This is a genomic window from Pseudomonas uvaldensis (assembly GCF_021271205.1).
GTDB lineage: Bacteria > Pseudomonadota > Gammaproteobacteria > Pseudomonadales > Pseudomonadaceae > Aquipseudomonas > Aquipseudomonas uvaldensis.
Genome location: NZ_JAIWKS010000006.1, coordinates 1 through 15,719 on the forward strand (window position 1 = coordinate 1; position 15,719 = coordinate 15,719).

Here is a 15,719-nt window from a genome sequence, read left to right on the forward strand (position 1 = left end):
GGCTCGGTACCAGATTTTCGAAATTACCGCCGGTTGCGCCGGTAATCGTAGTGCTGACAGTGCTGCCGTTGTTGTAGACGTCGTTCGCTGGGGTATCGACGGCCACCGAGCCAGTGGTTTGCCCAGCAGCGATGGTGATGACCGAGCCGTTGCTCAAGGTGACGGTCACCGGCGTTTGCGCCGGGTTGGTCAGCGTCGCGGTGTAGGTGATCTGGCCGCCTTCGGTGACCGTATTGCCTGCGGTCAACGTGACGGTGGTGGTGTCGACTGTATCGGTGATCTGGGTTACCGCCGGTGCGGTAGGCAGAGTCACGGCGATGCCGCTGCCGCCGGTGGTGCCGGTAACGGTTACGCTGATCTGGCTTGGGTCGTTGTAGACGGTGTTGTTCGGTGCCAGTGGGACGTTGACGGTGCCGGTGGTTTGTCCGGCGGGAATCACGATCACCGAGCCATTGGACAGCGTCACAGTCAGGTCGGTCAGCGGCGCCTGGGTCACGGTCGCCGTGTAAACCAGCACGCCGCCGGCTTCGGTCAGGGTTGGCGTGGCGCTCAGGGTCATCGTCGCATTGACGACGGCGTTGGCGGTCGTGTCGGCGGTGGTATCGCCACCCAAGGTGTTGTCATCGGTAGCGGCAGCCGCCGCGAGACCTTCCGTCGGGAAACCGATAGTCGGGTCGACGCTTCCAGCCGTGGCATCCAGCACTACCACGCTATGGCCGCCCCCGGCGGTCCCGCCTGCGCTCGCTTCGCCAGCGCCGGCTGCGGTCGCTTCGAGGGCTGTCGTCGGGTCGACGCCCGCCGCAATGGCTTGCTGCAATTCTTCTACGGACGGCGCGGCCTGGGCAGTGGCCTGCGCAAGATCGGTAGATGAGTCGGGCGCGTTGGCGCTCCACTGGGTGTCGCGACCCAGGTCCAGGGTGCGGCCATCGGCCAGGTCCAATGTGACGGCCCCGGCAGGCCCGGTGTCCAACTGGTCGCCGGTGTACAGGCGATCACCTTCAATGAGTACGCGCCGGATGCCCTCGGGGGATACGGCGAAAACCTGACCAACAATGCTTTTGACGACGGCAACAACACTGCTCATTGAAGACTCTCCGGGTGCCACGCTCTGTAGACTTCCATGGACCCGGCAGCTTGTGGCTGAAGTGGTCTGGACGTTTTCGATTCTGTAGATGAAATATTTTGACGTATTAAATCGTCAATATTTTGGCTTGTTTTTTCGTTTTATTTGTTCATGCCAAAGTATTGACCTTCTGCGGCCCATCCTAAACAATCAAGCCAGTAATGTCACATTGATATTTAAGCGGCGGCCTGTTCTTTCGGTGCAAGATTCAGTACCTGTTTCGAACTTTCCGACATACGGTCATTCCGGTTGCCATCATCCGATGCAGCGCCACGTTTCGCTGTGATCCACGACAAGAGTTTTCGGGAAATTTCCAACCATGCGTTCGCATCTGCTCAAGGCTTTACCTTTCGCCCTCGCCGCCAGTTTCGTACAAGCACAAACCTTGCCGCAGGCCATGCAACAGGCACTCGATGTCCACCCTGAAATCCAGGCCGGCGTGAACAGCCGACTGGCAGCCGACTATCAATTGAAGGCAGCCAAGGGCGGCTACCTGCCTAGAGTGGACCTTGCAGCCGGATACGGCCGTGAAGGTACAGACAGTGTTTCCACCCGCTCGGGCAGCAATAATCACTGGGAAACCCTGAACCGCAGTGAGTCGAGCCTGCGTCTGTCGCAAATGGTTTTTGACGGTTTTGCGACGTCCAGCGAAGTGGGGCGTCAACAAGCCAACGTCAACTCACGTGCGTATTCGCTGCTGGATGCTTCCGAGCGCACCGGGCTGACCGTGGCCCAGGTCTACCTGGATGTGCTGACCCGTCGCGAGTTCGTGCGCCTGGCCGAGGAAAACCTCAAGAGCCACGAGCGTATCTTCGACCAGATCAAGCTGCGCACCGAGCGTGGCGTAGGCAATCGCGCCGACCATGACCAGGCCGAAGCACGCGTGGCCCAGGCACGCAACAACCTGATCACCGAGCAAACCAACCTGGCCGACGCGGAGACCAACTACCTCAGCGCCGTGGGCCAACTGCCCGACCAACTGGAGCGTCCCGCCGATTCCATGGCGCTGTTGCCGGCCAACCTGAACGAAGCCCGTGCGCAAATGTTGGAGAACAGCCCGGTATTGCGTTCGGCCGAGGCGGATATCGCCGCCGCAGAGCAGCAATATGAAGCCGCCAAGTCGAGCTTTTACCCTCGCTTCGACGCCGAGCTGGGCCGCACTGCCGACAACGACCTGGACGGCCAGAACGGTCACAACAATGAATGGCAAGCCATGCTGCGCATGCGTTTCAACCTGTATGCCGGCGGCAGCAACAAGGCAGACCTGGAGTCCAAGTCCTACCTGTCCAACCAGGCCCTGGACATCCGCAACAATGCCTTGCGCCAACTGAATGAAGAACTTGGCCTGGCCTGGAACGCCTTGAACAACGCCAACACCCAGATACCGATTGCCCAGCAGTATGTGGACCGCAGCGCCAGCGTGCGCAATGCTTACCAGAAGCAGTTCAGCCTTGGCGAGCGGACCCTGCTCGATCTGCTCGACAGTGAAAATGAGCTGTTCAGCGCTTCCCGTCGCCTGGCGGAAATCAGGAACGTGCAGCTGTTCACCCAATACCGAATCAAGGCAACCATGGGCCAGTTACTCAAAAGCCAGGGTGTAGTCGCGCCGTTGGCATCCGTTGTGCAGACTGACGTGAAACCCAAGGTCCAGTTGCCTGGGATGAATTGAGTCATCCATCCAGTTTGATCAGTAAAGAGTGCAGAGCGTGGAATCAGAAGTCAGTCGAGTCGAACTAGTCCATGACCCGCGCACGCTGCACGACGACCCGTTGCTGGACGGGTTGCTGGCACTCTGCATGCTGCATCAGAAGCCCGCCAGCGCGGCGATGCTCACTACCGGCCTGCCGCTGCCCAAGCAGCGGCTGAGCGTCGAATTATTGTCGCGCGCGGCGGCCCGGGCTGGTTTGCAGGGGCGGGTACTGCAACGCCGGCTCGAGCAGATTCCGGCCATTGCGATGCCTGCGCTTTTGCTTCTCAAGGAAGGCCGTAGCGCCGTGCTGCTGGGCTGGACGGAGGATGATCGGGCGCGGTTGCTGCTCAGTGAAAGCGACGGTGGCGAAGTGACGGTCAGCCGTGAGCTGCTGTCGGATGACTACAGCGGCAAGGTTTTCTTCGCCCAGCCGCAACATAAATTTGACGTGAACCACGGCACGCTCATCCCCCGGGCGCGCTCCTGGTTCCGTGACACCCTCAAGCGTTCCCGCTGGCTGTACGCCGATGCCATCGCCGCCAGCCTGCTCATCAACATCATCGCCATGGCCGCGCCGCTGTTCGTGATGAACGTCTATGACCGCGTGGTGCCGAACCAGGCCGAGTCGACCCTGTGGGTGTTGGCCATCGGCATCACGGGCGCCTACGTGTTCGACCTGATCCTGAAAATGTTGCGTAGCCTGTGCCTGGACCTGGCCGGCAAAAAAACCGACCTGATCATTTCGGCGACGCTGTTCGAGCGGATCGTCGGCATGGCCATGAAATACCGACCGGCGCGGGTCGGCAGCTTTGCTCAGAACATCCATGAGTTCCAGAGCCTGCGGGATTTCCTCGCGTCGCTGACCCTCACCAGCCTGATCGACCTGCCGTTCACGCTGTTGATCCTGATGGTCATTGCGATCATCGGCGGACACCTGGTGTGGATTCCGGTCGTGGCGTTCCCGCTGGCCCTGTTGATCGGCTACGCCTTGCAGAAGCCCCTGGTGGCAACCATGGAGCGGACCATGGCCCTGGGCGCCGAGCGCCAGTCCAGCCTGATCGAGACCCTGGCCGGCCTGGATGCGGTAAAGGTCAACAACGCCGAGAGCGAGCGTCAGTATCAGTGGGAGCAGACCATCGGCACCCTCAGCCGCCTCGAACTGCGGGTGAAGATGCTGTCCGGGCTGGCGATGAACATCACGTTGCTGATCCAGCAGTTGGCCGGCGTGGTCATGATCGTCTTCGGCGTCTACCTGATCATCGCCGGTAACCTGAGCATGGGTGGGCTGGTGGCCTGCTACATGCTCAGCGGCCGCGCCCTCAGCCCGTTGGCTTCGCTGTCGGGCCTGCTGACCCGCTACCAGCAGGCGGGGGTGACCATGACTTCCGTCGATCAGATGATGGAGCTGCCTCAGGAGCGCAATTTCGACGAGCGTCCGTTGAGTCGCAACGTCCTGCAGGGCGCCATCGAATGCCGCCAGTTGAGTTTCACCTACCCGAATCAGCAGAACGCTGCGCTGAAGAACATCAACCTGGTGATCAAGCCCGGCGAGAAGATCGGCATCATCGGCCGCAGCGGCTCGGGCAAGAGCTCCCTGGCCAAGTTGCTCGTGGGCCTTTACCAGCCGGACGACGGCGCCTTGCTGGTGGACGGCGTGGACATCCGCCAGATCGATGTCAGCGAATTGCGCTACAACGTCGGCTACGTGCCCCAGGACATCCAGCTGCTGGCCGGTACCCTGCGGGACAACCTGACCTCCGGTGCCCGTTACGTCGAGGATGAGCTGGTGCTCCAGGCGGCGGAGTTGGCGGGTGTGCATGAGTTCGCACGGCTGCATCCGCAGGGCTATGAACTGCAAGTGGGTGAGCGCGGGCAGAACCTGTCCGGCGGCCAGCGTCAGAACGTCGCCCTGGCTCGTGCGCTGCTGCTCAATCCGCCCATCCTGTTGCTGGATGAACCCACCAGCGCCATGGACAACACCGGTGAGGAACGTTTGAAACAACGCCTGGCTGCCGTGGTGGAAAACAAGACGGTGCTGCTGGTGACGCACCGGGCATCCCTGCTGTCGCTGGTGGACCGTCTGCTGGTGGTCGACCGTGGGCAGATCCTGGCCGACGGCCCGAAAGCTGCCGTAATGGAAGCGTTGAAGAAGGGGCAGATCAGTGTTGCTTAAGTCGGGTTTCAAGGGGGCCGTAGGCCGTTACTTCAAAGGCTCCGACTCGCTGCACGGCCAGCCGCTGCCCGAGGTCAACAAAGCCTTGATCGAGGATGCTCCCCGTGTGGTGCGTCTGACGATCTGGGGCATCATTGGCTTCTTCGTGTTCCTGGTGCTGTGGGCCAATTTCGCCGTGGTCGACGAAGTGACCAAGGGCGACGGCAAGGCGATTCCCTCGTCCAAGATCCAGAAAATCCAAAACCTGGAAGGCGGTATCGTCGCCGAGCTGTTCGTCAAGGAAGGGCAGATCGTCGAGGCCGGTGCGCCGTTGATTCGCCTGGACGACACGCGGTTTGTCTCCAACGTCGGGGAAACCGAGGCCGACCGCCTTTCCATGCTGTTGCGGGTCGAGCGCCTGAGCGCCGAGGTCGAGGACCGGCCACTGAATTTCCCGGCCGATGTGCTCAAGGCCGTACCGGGCCAGGCGGCCAGCGAAGAGTCGCTGTACATCAGTCGTCGCCAACAACTGCACGATGAAATCGGCGGGTTGCAGGAACAGTTGGTCCAGCGCCAGCAGGAATTGCGCGAATTCGTTTCCAAGCAGGCGCAATACCGTTCCGGCCTGGCGTTGCAACGCCAGGAAATCAACATGTCCGAACCGCTGGTGGCCCAGGGCGCGGTTTCGCCGGTGGAAGTGCTGCGACTCAAGCGCGCTGAAGTCGAAACCCGTGGACAACTGGACGCCACGACGCTGGCGATCCCCCGTGCCGAATCGGCGATCAAGGAAGTGCAACGCAAGATCGACGAAACCCGCGGCAAATTCCGCAGCGAAGCCCTGACACAGCTCAACGAGGCACGCACCGATCTGAATAAGGCCCAGGCTACTGGCAAGGCCCTCGAAGATCGGGTGAGTCGCACCCTGGTCACCTCGCCGGTGCGGGGTATCGTCAACAAGATGCTGGTGAACACCATCGGCGGGGTGATCCAGCCCGGCAGCGACCTGGTGGAAATCGTGCCGTTGGACGATACGATTCTGGTAGAAGCGAAAATTCGTCCCCAGGACATCGCCTTCCTGCACCCCGGCCAGGACGCCACGGTGAAATTCACCGCTTATGACTACACCATCTACGGTGGACTGAGGGCCAAGCTGGAACAGATCGGCGCCGACACCATCACCGACGAAGACAAGAAAACCACTTACTACATCATCAAGCTGCGCACGGAGCGTAGCCACTTGGGCACTGATGAGAAACCGCTGCTGATCATCCCTGGCATGGTGGCCTCGGTGGACATCATCACCGGCAAGAAAACCGTGCTCAGCTACCTGCTCAAACCGATCATCAAGGCACGGGCCGAGGCACTGCACGAGCGATAAGGCTGCGCCTCATCCTGTGGGAGCGGTGATCCCCCCGTGGGAGCGGTACCCCCTGTGGGAGCAAGGCTTGCCCGCGATGGCGGTGAGTCAGCGACAGATAGGTGTCTGATCTGGCGCTATCGCGAGCAGGCTCGCTCCCACATCAGGTTCTTCATTTTCAGGCTGAAAATCATATCGATATTCCTTATCGGTATTTAATTTAATTTTCTTATATCGATAAAGTCATTCTCTGCGTACCTGCCGACCAATCGGCGCGCCGCACGACCTGAACCCTAACGGCATCGCCGTCAGTTTTGATCGATGCGCGCCCGTGAAGCGTGCGTGGGAGTGATGTATGCCAGCCGTCTCTTATTCTCCAGATCCAAGCGCCGTCAATGTCGCGCCGCAATCCTTCGAAATCCGCCCGTTCAACGGCGCCGTCGGTGCCGAGATCGTCGGCCTGGACCTGTCCCGGCCAGTCAACGATCAGGATTTTTCCCGTATCCATCGCGCTCATCTGGACCACCACGTACTGGTGTTCCGCAACCAGCGCATCACCCCCGAACAACATATCGCCTTCAGCCGCCGCTTTGGCGTGTTGCAGATTCATGTGCTCAAGCAATTCCTGCTGGCCGGGCATCCGGAAATCCTCATCGTTTCCAACATCATCGAGAATGGCCAGTCCATCGGCCTGGGCGATGCCGGCAAGTTCTGGCATTCCGATCTCTCCTACAAGCCACTGCCCAGCCTGGGTTCGATGCTGCACGCCCAGGAACTGCCGAGCGAAGGCGGTGACACGCTGTTCGCCGACATGCACAAGGCCTGGGATGGCCTGCCCGAGGCGCTGCGCAAAGCGGTCGAAGGTCGATTGGCGGCGCATTCCTATACGGCGCGCTACAGCGAAAGCAAATTTGAAGGCAACTGGCGACCGACGCTGACCCCGGAACAGTTGGCCCAGGTCGCTGAAGTCGTGCACCCGATCGTGCGCACCCATCCGGAAACCGGGCGCAAGGCGTTGTTCGTCAGTGAAGGCTTCACCACCCGCATTCTCGGTCTGCCGGAGGACGAGAGCCAGGCGCTGTTGGCCGAGTTATATGCCCACAGCGCGCTTCCCCAGAACATCTATCGCCATCAATGGCAGCCCCACGACCTGGTGTTCTGGGACAACCGCTCGTTGATCCACCTGGCCGCCGGTTGCCCGAGTCATCTGCGCCGCAAGCTGTACCGCACCACCATCCAGGGCGACGCCCCTTTCTGATCGGCTGCGCCTCGCGCAAAGAGCCCGGAGAATCATCATGTCCAAACGCATTGCCTTTGCACCTTTGGCCGCCGCCATCGGCCTGGGATTCAGCCTGCTGGCCGGCAGCCTCGTTGCCCCCGCCGGCGCCCACGCCGAAGGCGAGATTCGTATTGCCGAGCAATTCGGGATCGTTTACCTGCTGCTCAATGTCGTGCGCGACCAGCAGTTGATCGAGAAACATGGCAAACAGGAAGGGATCGACATCAAGGTCGACTGGACCCAGTTGTCCGGCGGTGCGGCGGTCAACGACGCGCTGCTCTCGGGGTCCATCGACATTGCCGGGGCCGGTGTCGGGCCACTGCTGACGATCTGGGATCGCACCCGTGGCAAGCAGAACGTCAAGGGAGTGGCTTCCCTGGGTAACTTTCCCTACTACCTGTTGAGCAACAACCCCAAGGTCAAGACCATTGCCGATTTCACCGAGCAGGACCGTATCGCGGTACCGGCGGTAGGCGTTTCGGTGCAGTCGCGTTTCCTGCAATACGCCGCTGCGAAGCAATGGGGCGACAAGGAATTCAACCGCCTGGACAAGTACACCCTCGCCGTCCCTCACCCTGACGCCACGGCTGCCTTGATTGCCGGTGGCACGGAGCTGACCGGGCATTTCTCCAATCCACCGTTCCAGGACCAGGCTCTGCAAAACCCGAGCGTTCATGTGGTACTCAATTCCTATGATGTGCTGGGGCCGAATTCGCCCACGGTGCTGTTCGCCACCGAAAAATTCCGCAACGAAAACCCGAAAACCTACAAGGCGTTCGTCGAGGCGCTGACCGAAGCGGCCGAGTTTGCCCAGAATGACAAGGGCGCGGCGGTGGATACCTATCTGCGAGTGACCAAGGCCAAGATCGACCGGGCCACTTTGCTGAAGATCGTCGACAATCCGCAGATCGAATTCACCGTCACGCCGAAAAACACCTACCCGCTGGCCGATTTCCTGTACCGCGTTGGTGCGATCAAGAACAGGCCGGCAACCTGGGAAGACTATTTCTTCCAGGACGCCAAGCCGTTGCAGGGGAGCTGAGCGCCATGAACGCGACAGTGCAAGGCCACGCGGCCAGCAGCTTCGCCAGCGTCGATACGGCGCTGTTGTCGGTGGATAACGTCAGCCTGGAATACCGCACCCCACAGCGTGTGGTGCGGGCCACTCACCGGGTGAGTTTCGAGGTCGATCCGGCGGACCGTTTCGTGTTGCTCGGCCCATCCGGTTGCGGCAAGTCCACCTTGCTCAAGGCCGTTGGCGGTTTCATCACCCCCTGCGAGGGTGAGATTCGCCTGCAAGGGCAAACCGTTCGCGCACCGGGGCCAGACCGGGTCGTGGTGTTCCAGGAGTTCGACCAGCTACCGCCCTGGAAAACCGTCAAGCAAAACGTGACGTTCGCGCTGCTGGCTTCGCGCACCCTCAAGCGCCAGGAAGCCGAGGAGCGTGCGCTGCACTATCTGGACAAGGTCGGTCTGGCAGCGTTTGCCGATGCCTACCCCCACACCTTGTCCGGCGGTATGAAGGCCCGTGTCGCCATTGCCCGGGCATTGGCGATGCAACCGAAAATCCTGCTGATGGACGAACCCTTCGCCGCCCTCGATGCCCTGACCCGGCGCAAGATGCAGGAAGAATTGCTGCTGCTGTGGGAAGAGGTGCGCTTCACGCTGTTGTTCGTCACCCATTCCATCGAAGAGGCGTTGGTGGTGGGCAATCGCATCCTCTTGCTGTCGCCGCATCCGGGGCGTGTACGGGCGGAAGTCCACAGCCATCAATACGGTTTGCACAGCCTCGGAGGCGAGGCGTTCCAGCACACGGCACGGCGCATCCATGGGCTGCTGTTCAATGACGACCTGACGGCGCAAACCGAGCCTGAGCTGGATTTCACCGACATTCGTATCGCGTACTGAGGGGGAGTTTTTCATGAGCCAGTTATCGCCCGTGCGCGAAGAATACGAAGTCGACCTGCAACCCCTGGCCCACGTGTCGCTGGAGCGGGCACTGCCCCTGAGGCAGCGCCTCTGGCAACAAGGCTGGCTGCGCAAAAGCCTGATCCTGTTACTGCTGGCGCTCTTGTGGGAAGCGGTGGCGCGTTATCAGAACAACGACCTGCTGCTGCCGGGGTTCCTGCAAACGACCACCGCGTTGTACGACGGTTTGCTCAGCGGTGAATTACTGGGCAAGGTCTGGCTTTCCCTGGTGGTGCTGCTCAAGGGGTATCTGCTGGGGATTGTCCTGGCGTTCGGCCTGACCACGCTTGCGGTGTCGACGCAGTTGGGCCGCGATCTGCTCAGCACCCTGACCTCGATGTTCAACCCGCTGCCCGCCATCGCCCTGTTGCCATTGGCCTTGCTGTGGTTCGGCCTGGGGCAGAACAGCCTGATTTTTGTGCTGATGCATTCGGTGCTGTGGGCGCTGGCGTTGAATATGTATGCGGGCTTTCTCGGCGTCTCCGACACGCTGCGCATGGCCGGGCGCAACTATGGGCTCAAGGGCCTGCGCTTCGTGTCGTTCATCCTGATCCCGGCGGCGCTGCCGTCGATCCTCGCCGGTTTGAAGATCGGCTGGGCCTTTGCCTGGCGCACGTTGATCGCGGCCGAACTGGTGTTCGGTGCTACCAGCGGCAAGGGGGGGCTGGGCTGGTACATCTTCCAGAACCGCAACGAGCTGTACACCGACAAGGTGTTCGCGGGGTTGGCGGTGGTGATCCTGATCGGGTTGTTGGTGGAGAACCTGGTGTTCGACAGTTTGGAGCGGGTGACGGTGAAGCGGTGGGGGATGCAGCGGTGATGGTGCGGTGTCAGGGCGGACGCCATCGCGAGCAGGCTCGCTCCCACAGTGGATGGGTGTCGTTGCGAATAGTGCATTTAACACCGAACCCTGTGGGAGCGAGCCTGCTCGCGATAGCGGTAGCCAATTCACTGCAAGAACATCAGCCCGACGCCTGAACCTCAAGACGATCCATCGCTCGCTCCACCAGCAAATGCCCGCCATCGGCGATTCGACTGATCGCCAGGATTACGCTGCGGCGCGTGCCGTCGACATCATCGGCCAGGTCGGCGGCGATGGCGCTGATGGAGCGCAAGTCTTCGGAGGCATTGGCCAGCAGGGTTTCGATGTCGATGTCCGGGGCGACCCTGAAGAGATGGGATGTGTCCGCGGTTTTTTCATCGGTGGGCTTGGGGTTGAGGTAGTAATCGAGGGCGCGTTCGGCGGCTTCGTCGAGCTTCTTGGCTTTTGCGGATTTGTCGGAGACGTTGCCAGGGCTTTCTGGCGGATTCGGGGTTACTTTGAACATGAGATATTACCTAAACAGTCAGTGGAAACCGTCACCGTTCGCTTGCACGCGAATAGGGGTGGCGGCCGTACGCAGGTGTGCAAGACCGGGCCTGTTTAGGACACCCAGCAGATCCAGGGATCTCCTGCGCGCAGCCGCCATAAAGCCAGTGGGCAGCAGGGGCCCCTGATCAATGTAGCGTCGCAACCTAAACAGTTTGTTCGGACTTGCACGTCCGTGTCACCGTTTTTTCAGTGACAAACCCAGACTAGCGGTGGGCCCGAAGCCGGACAAGTTCACCAAAACCGCTACAACTTGAAGGAAATCTCCTAGGACGCTGCTGGCCGCAATTAGCCCGGTAAAACCGCTTCCTTTTCCATTAGACTTGCAGCCCTCAAGCACGTCTCCAGGACACGGAATGCCAATCCCTCCCAACCCGCTGCGCAAAGCCTTGGTCGTTTGGCTCTATGCCGCCGCCCTGGTGCATCTGCTCGTTGGTATCACGTTGAGCTGGGCAGGCCAGTCGGGATTGCTCGATGCGGGATTGCTCGATGGTTATCTGCAAACCCTCGAACAGGTTTTCTGGGGCGTCGATGGGGCACCCGCAGCCGCCCGTGCGCAACAGGTCTGGTGGCTGGCCTTGTTCGGGGCCACGTTACAAAGTTATTCGCTGTACATGCTGGCCCTCGTGCATATCGGCCATCGGCTGAGGCGTGCCATGCCGTGGGGCTGGTTGATCGCCGGCATCGTGCTCTGGGCGCCCCAGGACATGCTGATCTCGGCCCAGATGCGGGTCTGGTCCCATCTGGCGTTCGACGCCTTCGCCCTGTTGACGTTACTGCCGCCGCTGTTCTGGCTCTATTGCCATGATCGTCGCCATTTTCCCGATAACGCCTTGAGTCCATCGAACCATGCCTGAGATTTCTCCTCTCGACTGGGCCATTACCCTGTTGATTGCCCAAGCCATCCTGGGTGCGCTGGACACCCTGTATCACCATGAACTCACTGTCGCGCTGCCTTATCGCCACAGTGCCCGCCTGGAGCTGTCGATTCACGCGTTGCGTTCGTGCTTCTACGGGATTCTGTTCCTGGGCATCGCGCATCTGGCGTTCCAGGGCACATGGGCCATTGTGATTGCGTTGCTGTTCGCGCTGGAGATCGGCCTGACGCTGTGGGATTTCGTGGTGGAGGATCGCAGCCGCAAACTGCCGGCTATCGAGCGGATCATGCACACGGTGCTGGCGGTCAACGGCGGGGCCTTCTTCGCGTTGTACGGGGTGCAACTGGCGCAGTGGGCGAGTTTGCCGACCGGCCTGGGTTCGATCGACCTGGGCTGGCGCGGTTGGCTGCTGACGCTGTTCGCCATCGGCGTCAGCGCATCGGGCATTCGCGACGGGTTGGCGGCGCTGCGCATGCAACGCAAAGGCATGCCGGCCAATCCGTTTGCCGGCGGTGCCTATAAACGCGTGCTGGTGACAGGTGGGACCGGGTTCATCGGTGAAGCCTTGGTCAACCAGATGCTGGACGCCGGGCATACCGTCAGCGTGTTGGCCCGCGATCCATTGAGAGCGGCCTACCTGTTCGACGGTCGCGCCCGTTGCCTGCGTTCGCTGAGCAAGCTGGGCCACAATGAAGCCTTCGATGTCGTGATCAACCTGGCTGGCGCGCCGGTAGCCGGCCCGCGCTGGAGTCCAAAGCGCCAGGCACAGCTGCTGGCCAGCCGGGTCAACACCACCGAAGCGCTGATGACCTGGTTGAAGAATGCTCGGTACAAGCCGGCGTTGTGGGTCCAGGCCTCGGCCATCGGTTTCTATGGAGTGCGCGATGCCAGTGAGAGCCTGGATGAGCATGCCGCCAAGGGCGACGGCTTCATGGCCGAACTCTGTGCCCGCTGGGAAGCCTCGGCGCTGCCGGCCACTGAGCTGGGCGTGCGTCAGGTGGTGATGCGCCTGGGCGTGGTGTTCGGTCCGGGCGGCGCACTGTTGCCGTTGCTGATTCCGTTTCGCTTGGGGTTCGGCGGGCGGATGGGCGACGGCCGGCAGATCATGAGCTGGGTGCACCGCGACGATGTGATTGCCGTCATCGCACGGGCCTTCGACGACGACAATCTCAGTGGAACCTACAATCTCGTGGCGCCGGAGACCGTCAGCCAGGCCGTGTTCGCCGAGCGCGTCGGCAAGGTCCTCAAGCGCCCGGTGTGGTTCCACATTCCTGCCGCGCCGGTACGCGCCCTGGCGGGCGAGATGGCCCAGTTGTTTTTCGATGGCCAGCGGGTGGTGCCGAACCGTCTGATCGAGGCCGGCTATGTATTCCGTTACCCGGCACTCGATGCAGCCCTGCGCGACCTGGCCTGAGGAGCATCCATGAGCAAGCCGCTGATGTACCTGTTGGCTGGCAATGGCAGCGCCGCCGATTGGTGGGACGACGTGTTGCCGCACTTCGAAGATCACGAAGTGGTGCCGCTGGAGCTGCCCGGCTTCGGCAATCATCCGGACGCACCCTGCGAAGACCTGGCCGCCTACGCTCAGGCGCTGCTGGCGATGACGGTCAAGGGCAGTGCGATCGTCGCAGTCGGGGTGAGCGCGTTGCTGGTGCTGCATGCCTTGCAACGTCGACCGGGGCACTTTTGCCGCAGTGTGTTGCTGGCGCCGGTGGGCGCCTTCCTGTGGCAGCGACGGCTTCCGGCATTGATGTCGCCGCTGCCGGTTCGCAAGAGCATTCATTGGTTGTTGGCGAACTCGCCGACGCTGTTTGCCCGCAAGTTTTCCAACCAGACCTGGACGCCTGAGCAATACCAGCGCATGGGCGCCGGCTATGCCCGCTGCCGCGCCTTTGTGCCGCTCTGGGATCTGCTGCGTGCGGACACCGCGTTGCCGTTGCTGGAATGGATCACTGATCCGGTCGAGTTGGTCTGGGGTGATCAGGACAACCTGCTGGGCATCGAGCAGGCGGCCGCCTGGTCCGCCATTCTCGCCCGGGCCGACCTGACCATCAGCCTCAAACCCGGCTGGGGTCACTACCCCTGGATCGACGCGCCGGCCGAGTTCGCTGCGTGGCTGGAGTCGGGTGAGCTTGGGTTCGTCGCCCATACCAAGGGTGGTCGCTTGCAGCTGGCCGCATTGGCCGGCCAGGCGGTGCCCCCCGCGCTGACGCTCAACGCGGCTGACGATCCGCGCCTGCCGGCATTTCTCGACAATCAACCGGACGCGAGCTGGGCGGTGCGCTCTTCCAGTTATGGTGAGGATCAGGCCGACGCGGCGAATGCCGGCTTGAGCAGCACCTTCCTGCGAGAACCGACCGGCAACGTGCCGGCGCGTATCGCCGAGTTGACGGCGGCGGGTGTCGAGGAAGTGGTGGTGCAGCGGTTCATCACACCGGTGCTGTCCGGGATCGCTTTTGTGCGTCACGTGTCAGTCGAGCTGGAGTGGGTCGAAGGTCATCTCGAGTCCTTGGCCGATGGTCAGGTGACCCCGGAACGCGCGATCATTTCCCGCCTCGGCGATTCCTGGAGCAGCGGCACGTTCAGGCCATCCCATGGCCTGACTGCCGACGTACTGTGGCGTTTCCTGCAGGGTGTGTTGCGGGTTTTCCACTACGTGCCCGGTGACGTCGAATGGGCTTGGGACGGTGCCCGGCTCTGGTTGTTGCAGTACCGGCCGATCAGCGATTACGGCTGGCGTCGACACCTGACCGCCGCCAACATCGCCGAGATCCTGCCGCCGCAACCCAGCGTAATGGTGGAATACGCCCAGCGGCGGGCGGCGGCGAGCATTCCGGCGGTCATGGCCCGTTGGGACTGCCGGGTGTTGCAGGACAACGAACCTTTCACGGCGGTGTTTGGCGGGGCTTCGTACATCAACAATGACTTGTTTCTTGCACGACTGGCAGATTGGGGCATCAGCTCCAGCAACTACTCGGGTGAGGTTGGCGGTGCCACGCCGAATTTGCCTTGGCGACCGCTGCGCCTGATTCGTTCGCTGCCGTTGTTCCTGCGCATGCAGCGCGTAGCGCGCGGGCATCTGTCGACGCTCGAAAAAGGCTTGCGACGTTTCGATCGGGAGCTGACTGAGTTGATCGGGCAGGGCGCTGACGGACAACAATTGGCCGACTGGTTCACCCGGTTCTACGTGTTCGTAGTGCAGGGCAACCTGTGCATCGCCACCGCGCTGGCGAGCAGTGGCGGTGACGCATTGGGGCGGCCTCCGACCGCGTATGACAATCTGCAAGCCGCTCCTCATCGCCTGCCCTGGGAAACCGACCCGGCGACGCCGCGCCCGGCGCGGACCGAACTGCCCTTGCAGGCTTTTCCGCGTTGGCCCCTGGCGGTTCGCCTCGCCCATTCAGCCGGCCTGCCGGGTCTGCGCGGTTACTATTTGCAAGTGCGCGAGTGGTATCGCGACAACCTGATGCGAATGTTCTTTCGCTTGCATCACGCCATGCCGACGGATGATCGGGCCCACTGGTTCGCTCCGCACCCGGACATCCGTACGCGTGAGGGCAGCTTCTGGCAGGATGGTCGCGAAGGCACCGAGCAGGCCAGTGGATTCCTGATCTATCCGGGCCAGGCCCAAGGCATCCTCGGTGACGACATTCTTTTGGAGGACACCCTCGACCCCGGTCGTCATGCCCACTATCAGCAGGCTCGGGCGGTGATTGCGCGTATGGGCGGACGCCTGTCCCACGGTTCGACCTTGCTGCGTGAATTGCGCAAGCCTTCGGCGGTATTGCCTCAGGTGAACGTGGGCTGGCTGGGACGGGAAGTGGTGTATCGCGATGGTGAACTGACGCTGGTGGAGTAGGCGTGTTCGAAATTTGATCTGATAGGATTGCGCCTGGATCAATC

At 61.7% G+C, this 15,719-nt stretch carries 12 protein-coding genes; 10 read left to right on the forward strand and 2 right to left on the reverse strand.

Going from position 1 to position 15,719, the window contains the following annotated elements:
* On the reverse strand, positions 1-1,084 hold a 1,084-nt coding region (locus LCU97_RS14880; RefSeq protein WP_232776990.1), incomplete at its 3' end, for a retention module-containing protein.
* A 358-nt stretch (positions 1,085-1,442) separates the two neighbouring features.
* Between LCU97_RS14880 and LCU97_RS14885 the strand changes: the two genes are divergently transcribed.
* From LCU97_RS14885 to LCU97_RS14915, 7 genes are all read left to right on the forward strand, one after another.
* The gene (locus tag LCU97_RS14885; protein WP_232776991.1) at positions 1,443-2,792 is read left to right on the forward strand and encodes a TolC family outer membrane protein; all 1,350 of its coding nucleotides are present in this window, start codon (positions 1,443-1,445) and stop codon (positions 2,790-2,792) included.
* Between the two features lie 37 nt (positions 2,793-2,829).
* Positions 2,830-4,986 carry a type I secretion system permease/ATPase gene (locus tag LCU97_RS14890; RefSeq protein ID WP_232776992.1) on the forward strand — a complete coding sequence of 719 codons (2,157 nt, stop codon included), beginning with the start codon at positions 2,830-2,832 and terminating at the stop codon, positions 4,984-4,986.
* Positions 4,976-6,343: an HlyD family type I secretion periplasmic adaptor subunit gene (locus tag LCU97_RS14895; protein ID WP_053148157.1), complete on the forward strand. Its 1,368-nt coding sequence runs from the start codon at positions 4,976-4,978 to the stop codon at positions 6,341-6,343. Before LCU97_RS14890 ends, LCU97_RS14895 begins: the two co-directional genes overlap by 11 nt.
* A 334-nt stretch (positions 6,344-6,677) precedes the next feature.
* Positions 6,678-7,580, forward strand: coding sequence for a TauD/TfdA dioxygenase family protein (locus LCU97_RS14900; protein WP_232776993.1), 903 nt, complete (start codon positions 6,678-6,680; stop codon positions 7,578-7,580).
* Between the two features lie 37 nt (positions 7,581-7,617).
* Entirely contained in the window at positions 7,618-8,643 is a 1,026-nt protein-coding gene (locus LCU97_RS14905) for an ABC transporter substrate-binding protein (protein ID WP_232776995.1), read from the forward strand.
* A 5-nt stretch (positions 8,644-8,648) separates the two neighbouring features.
* Entirely contained in the window at positions 8,649-9,509 is an 861-nt protein-coding gene (locus LCU97_RS14910) for an ABC transporter ATP-binding protein (RefSeq protein WP_232776997.1), read from the forward strand.
* Positions 9,510-9,522: 13 nt separating this feature from the next.
* The gene (locus tag LCU97_RS14915; RefSeq protein WP_232776998.1) at positions 9,523-10,389 is read left to right on the forward strand and encodes an ABC transporter permease; all 867 of its coding nucleotides are present in this window, start codon (positions 9,523-9,525) and stop codon (positions 10,387-10,389) included.
* Positions 10,390-10,531: 142 nt separating this feature from the next.
* Here LCU97_RS14915 and LCU97_RS14920 read toward each other — a convergent pair whose 3' ends face one another.
* The gene (locus LCU97_RS14920) at positions 10,532-10,897 is read right to left on the reverse strand and encodes a DUF6124 family protein (protein ID WP_053148146.1); all 366 of its coding nucleotides are present in this window, start codon (positions 10,895-10,897) and stop codon (positions 10,532-10,534) included.
* A gap of 397 nt (positions 10,898-11,294) precedes the next feature.
* On the opposite strand from LCU97_RS14920, the gene LCU97_RS14925 reads away from it, so the two are divergent.
* The 3 genes from LCU97_RS14925 to LCU97_RS14935 are packed head-to-tail and all read left to right on the forward strand — an operon-like array spanning position 11,295 to position 15,675.
* Positions 11,295-11,795, forward strand: coding sequence for a hypothetical protein (locus tag LCU97_RS14925; protein WP_053148137.1), 501 nt, complete (start codon positions 11,295-11,297; stop codon positions 11,793-11,795).
* Positions 11,788-13,230: a TIGR01777 family oxidoreductase gene (locus tag LCU97_RS14930; protein WP_232777000.1), complete on the forward strand. Its 1,443-nt coding sequence runs from the start codon at positions 11,788-11,790 to the stop codon at positions 13,228-13,230. Before LCU97_RS14925 ends, LCU97_RS14930 begins: the two co-directional genes overlap by 8 nt.
* 9 nt (positions 13,231-13,239) lie before the next feature.
* Positions 13,240-15,675 carry a PEP-utilizing enzyme gene (locus tag LCU97_RS14935; RefSeq protein ID WP_232777002.1) on the forward strand — a complete coding sequence of 812 codons (2,436 nt, stop codon included), beginning with the start codon at positions 13,240-13,242 and terminating at the stop codon, positions 15,673-15,675.
* Positions 15,676-15,719: the final 44 nt, after the last annotated feature.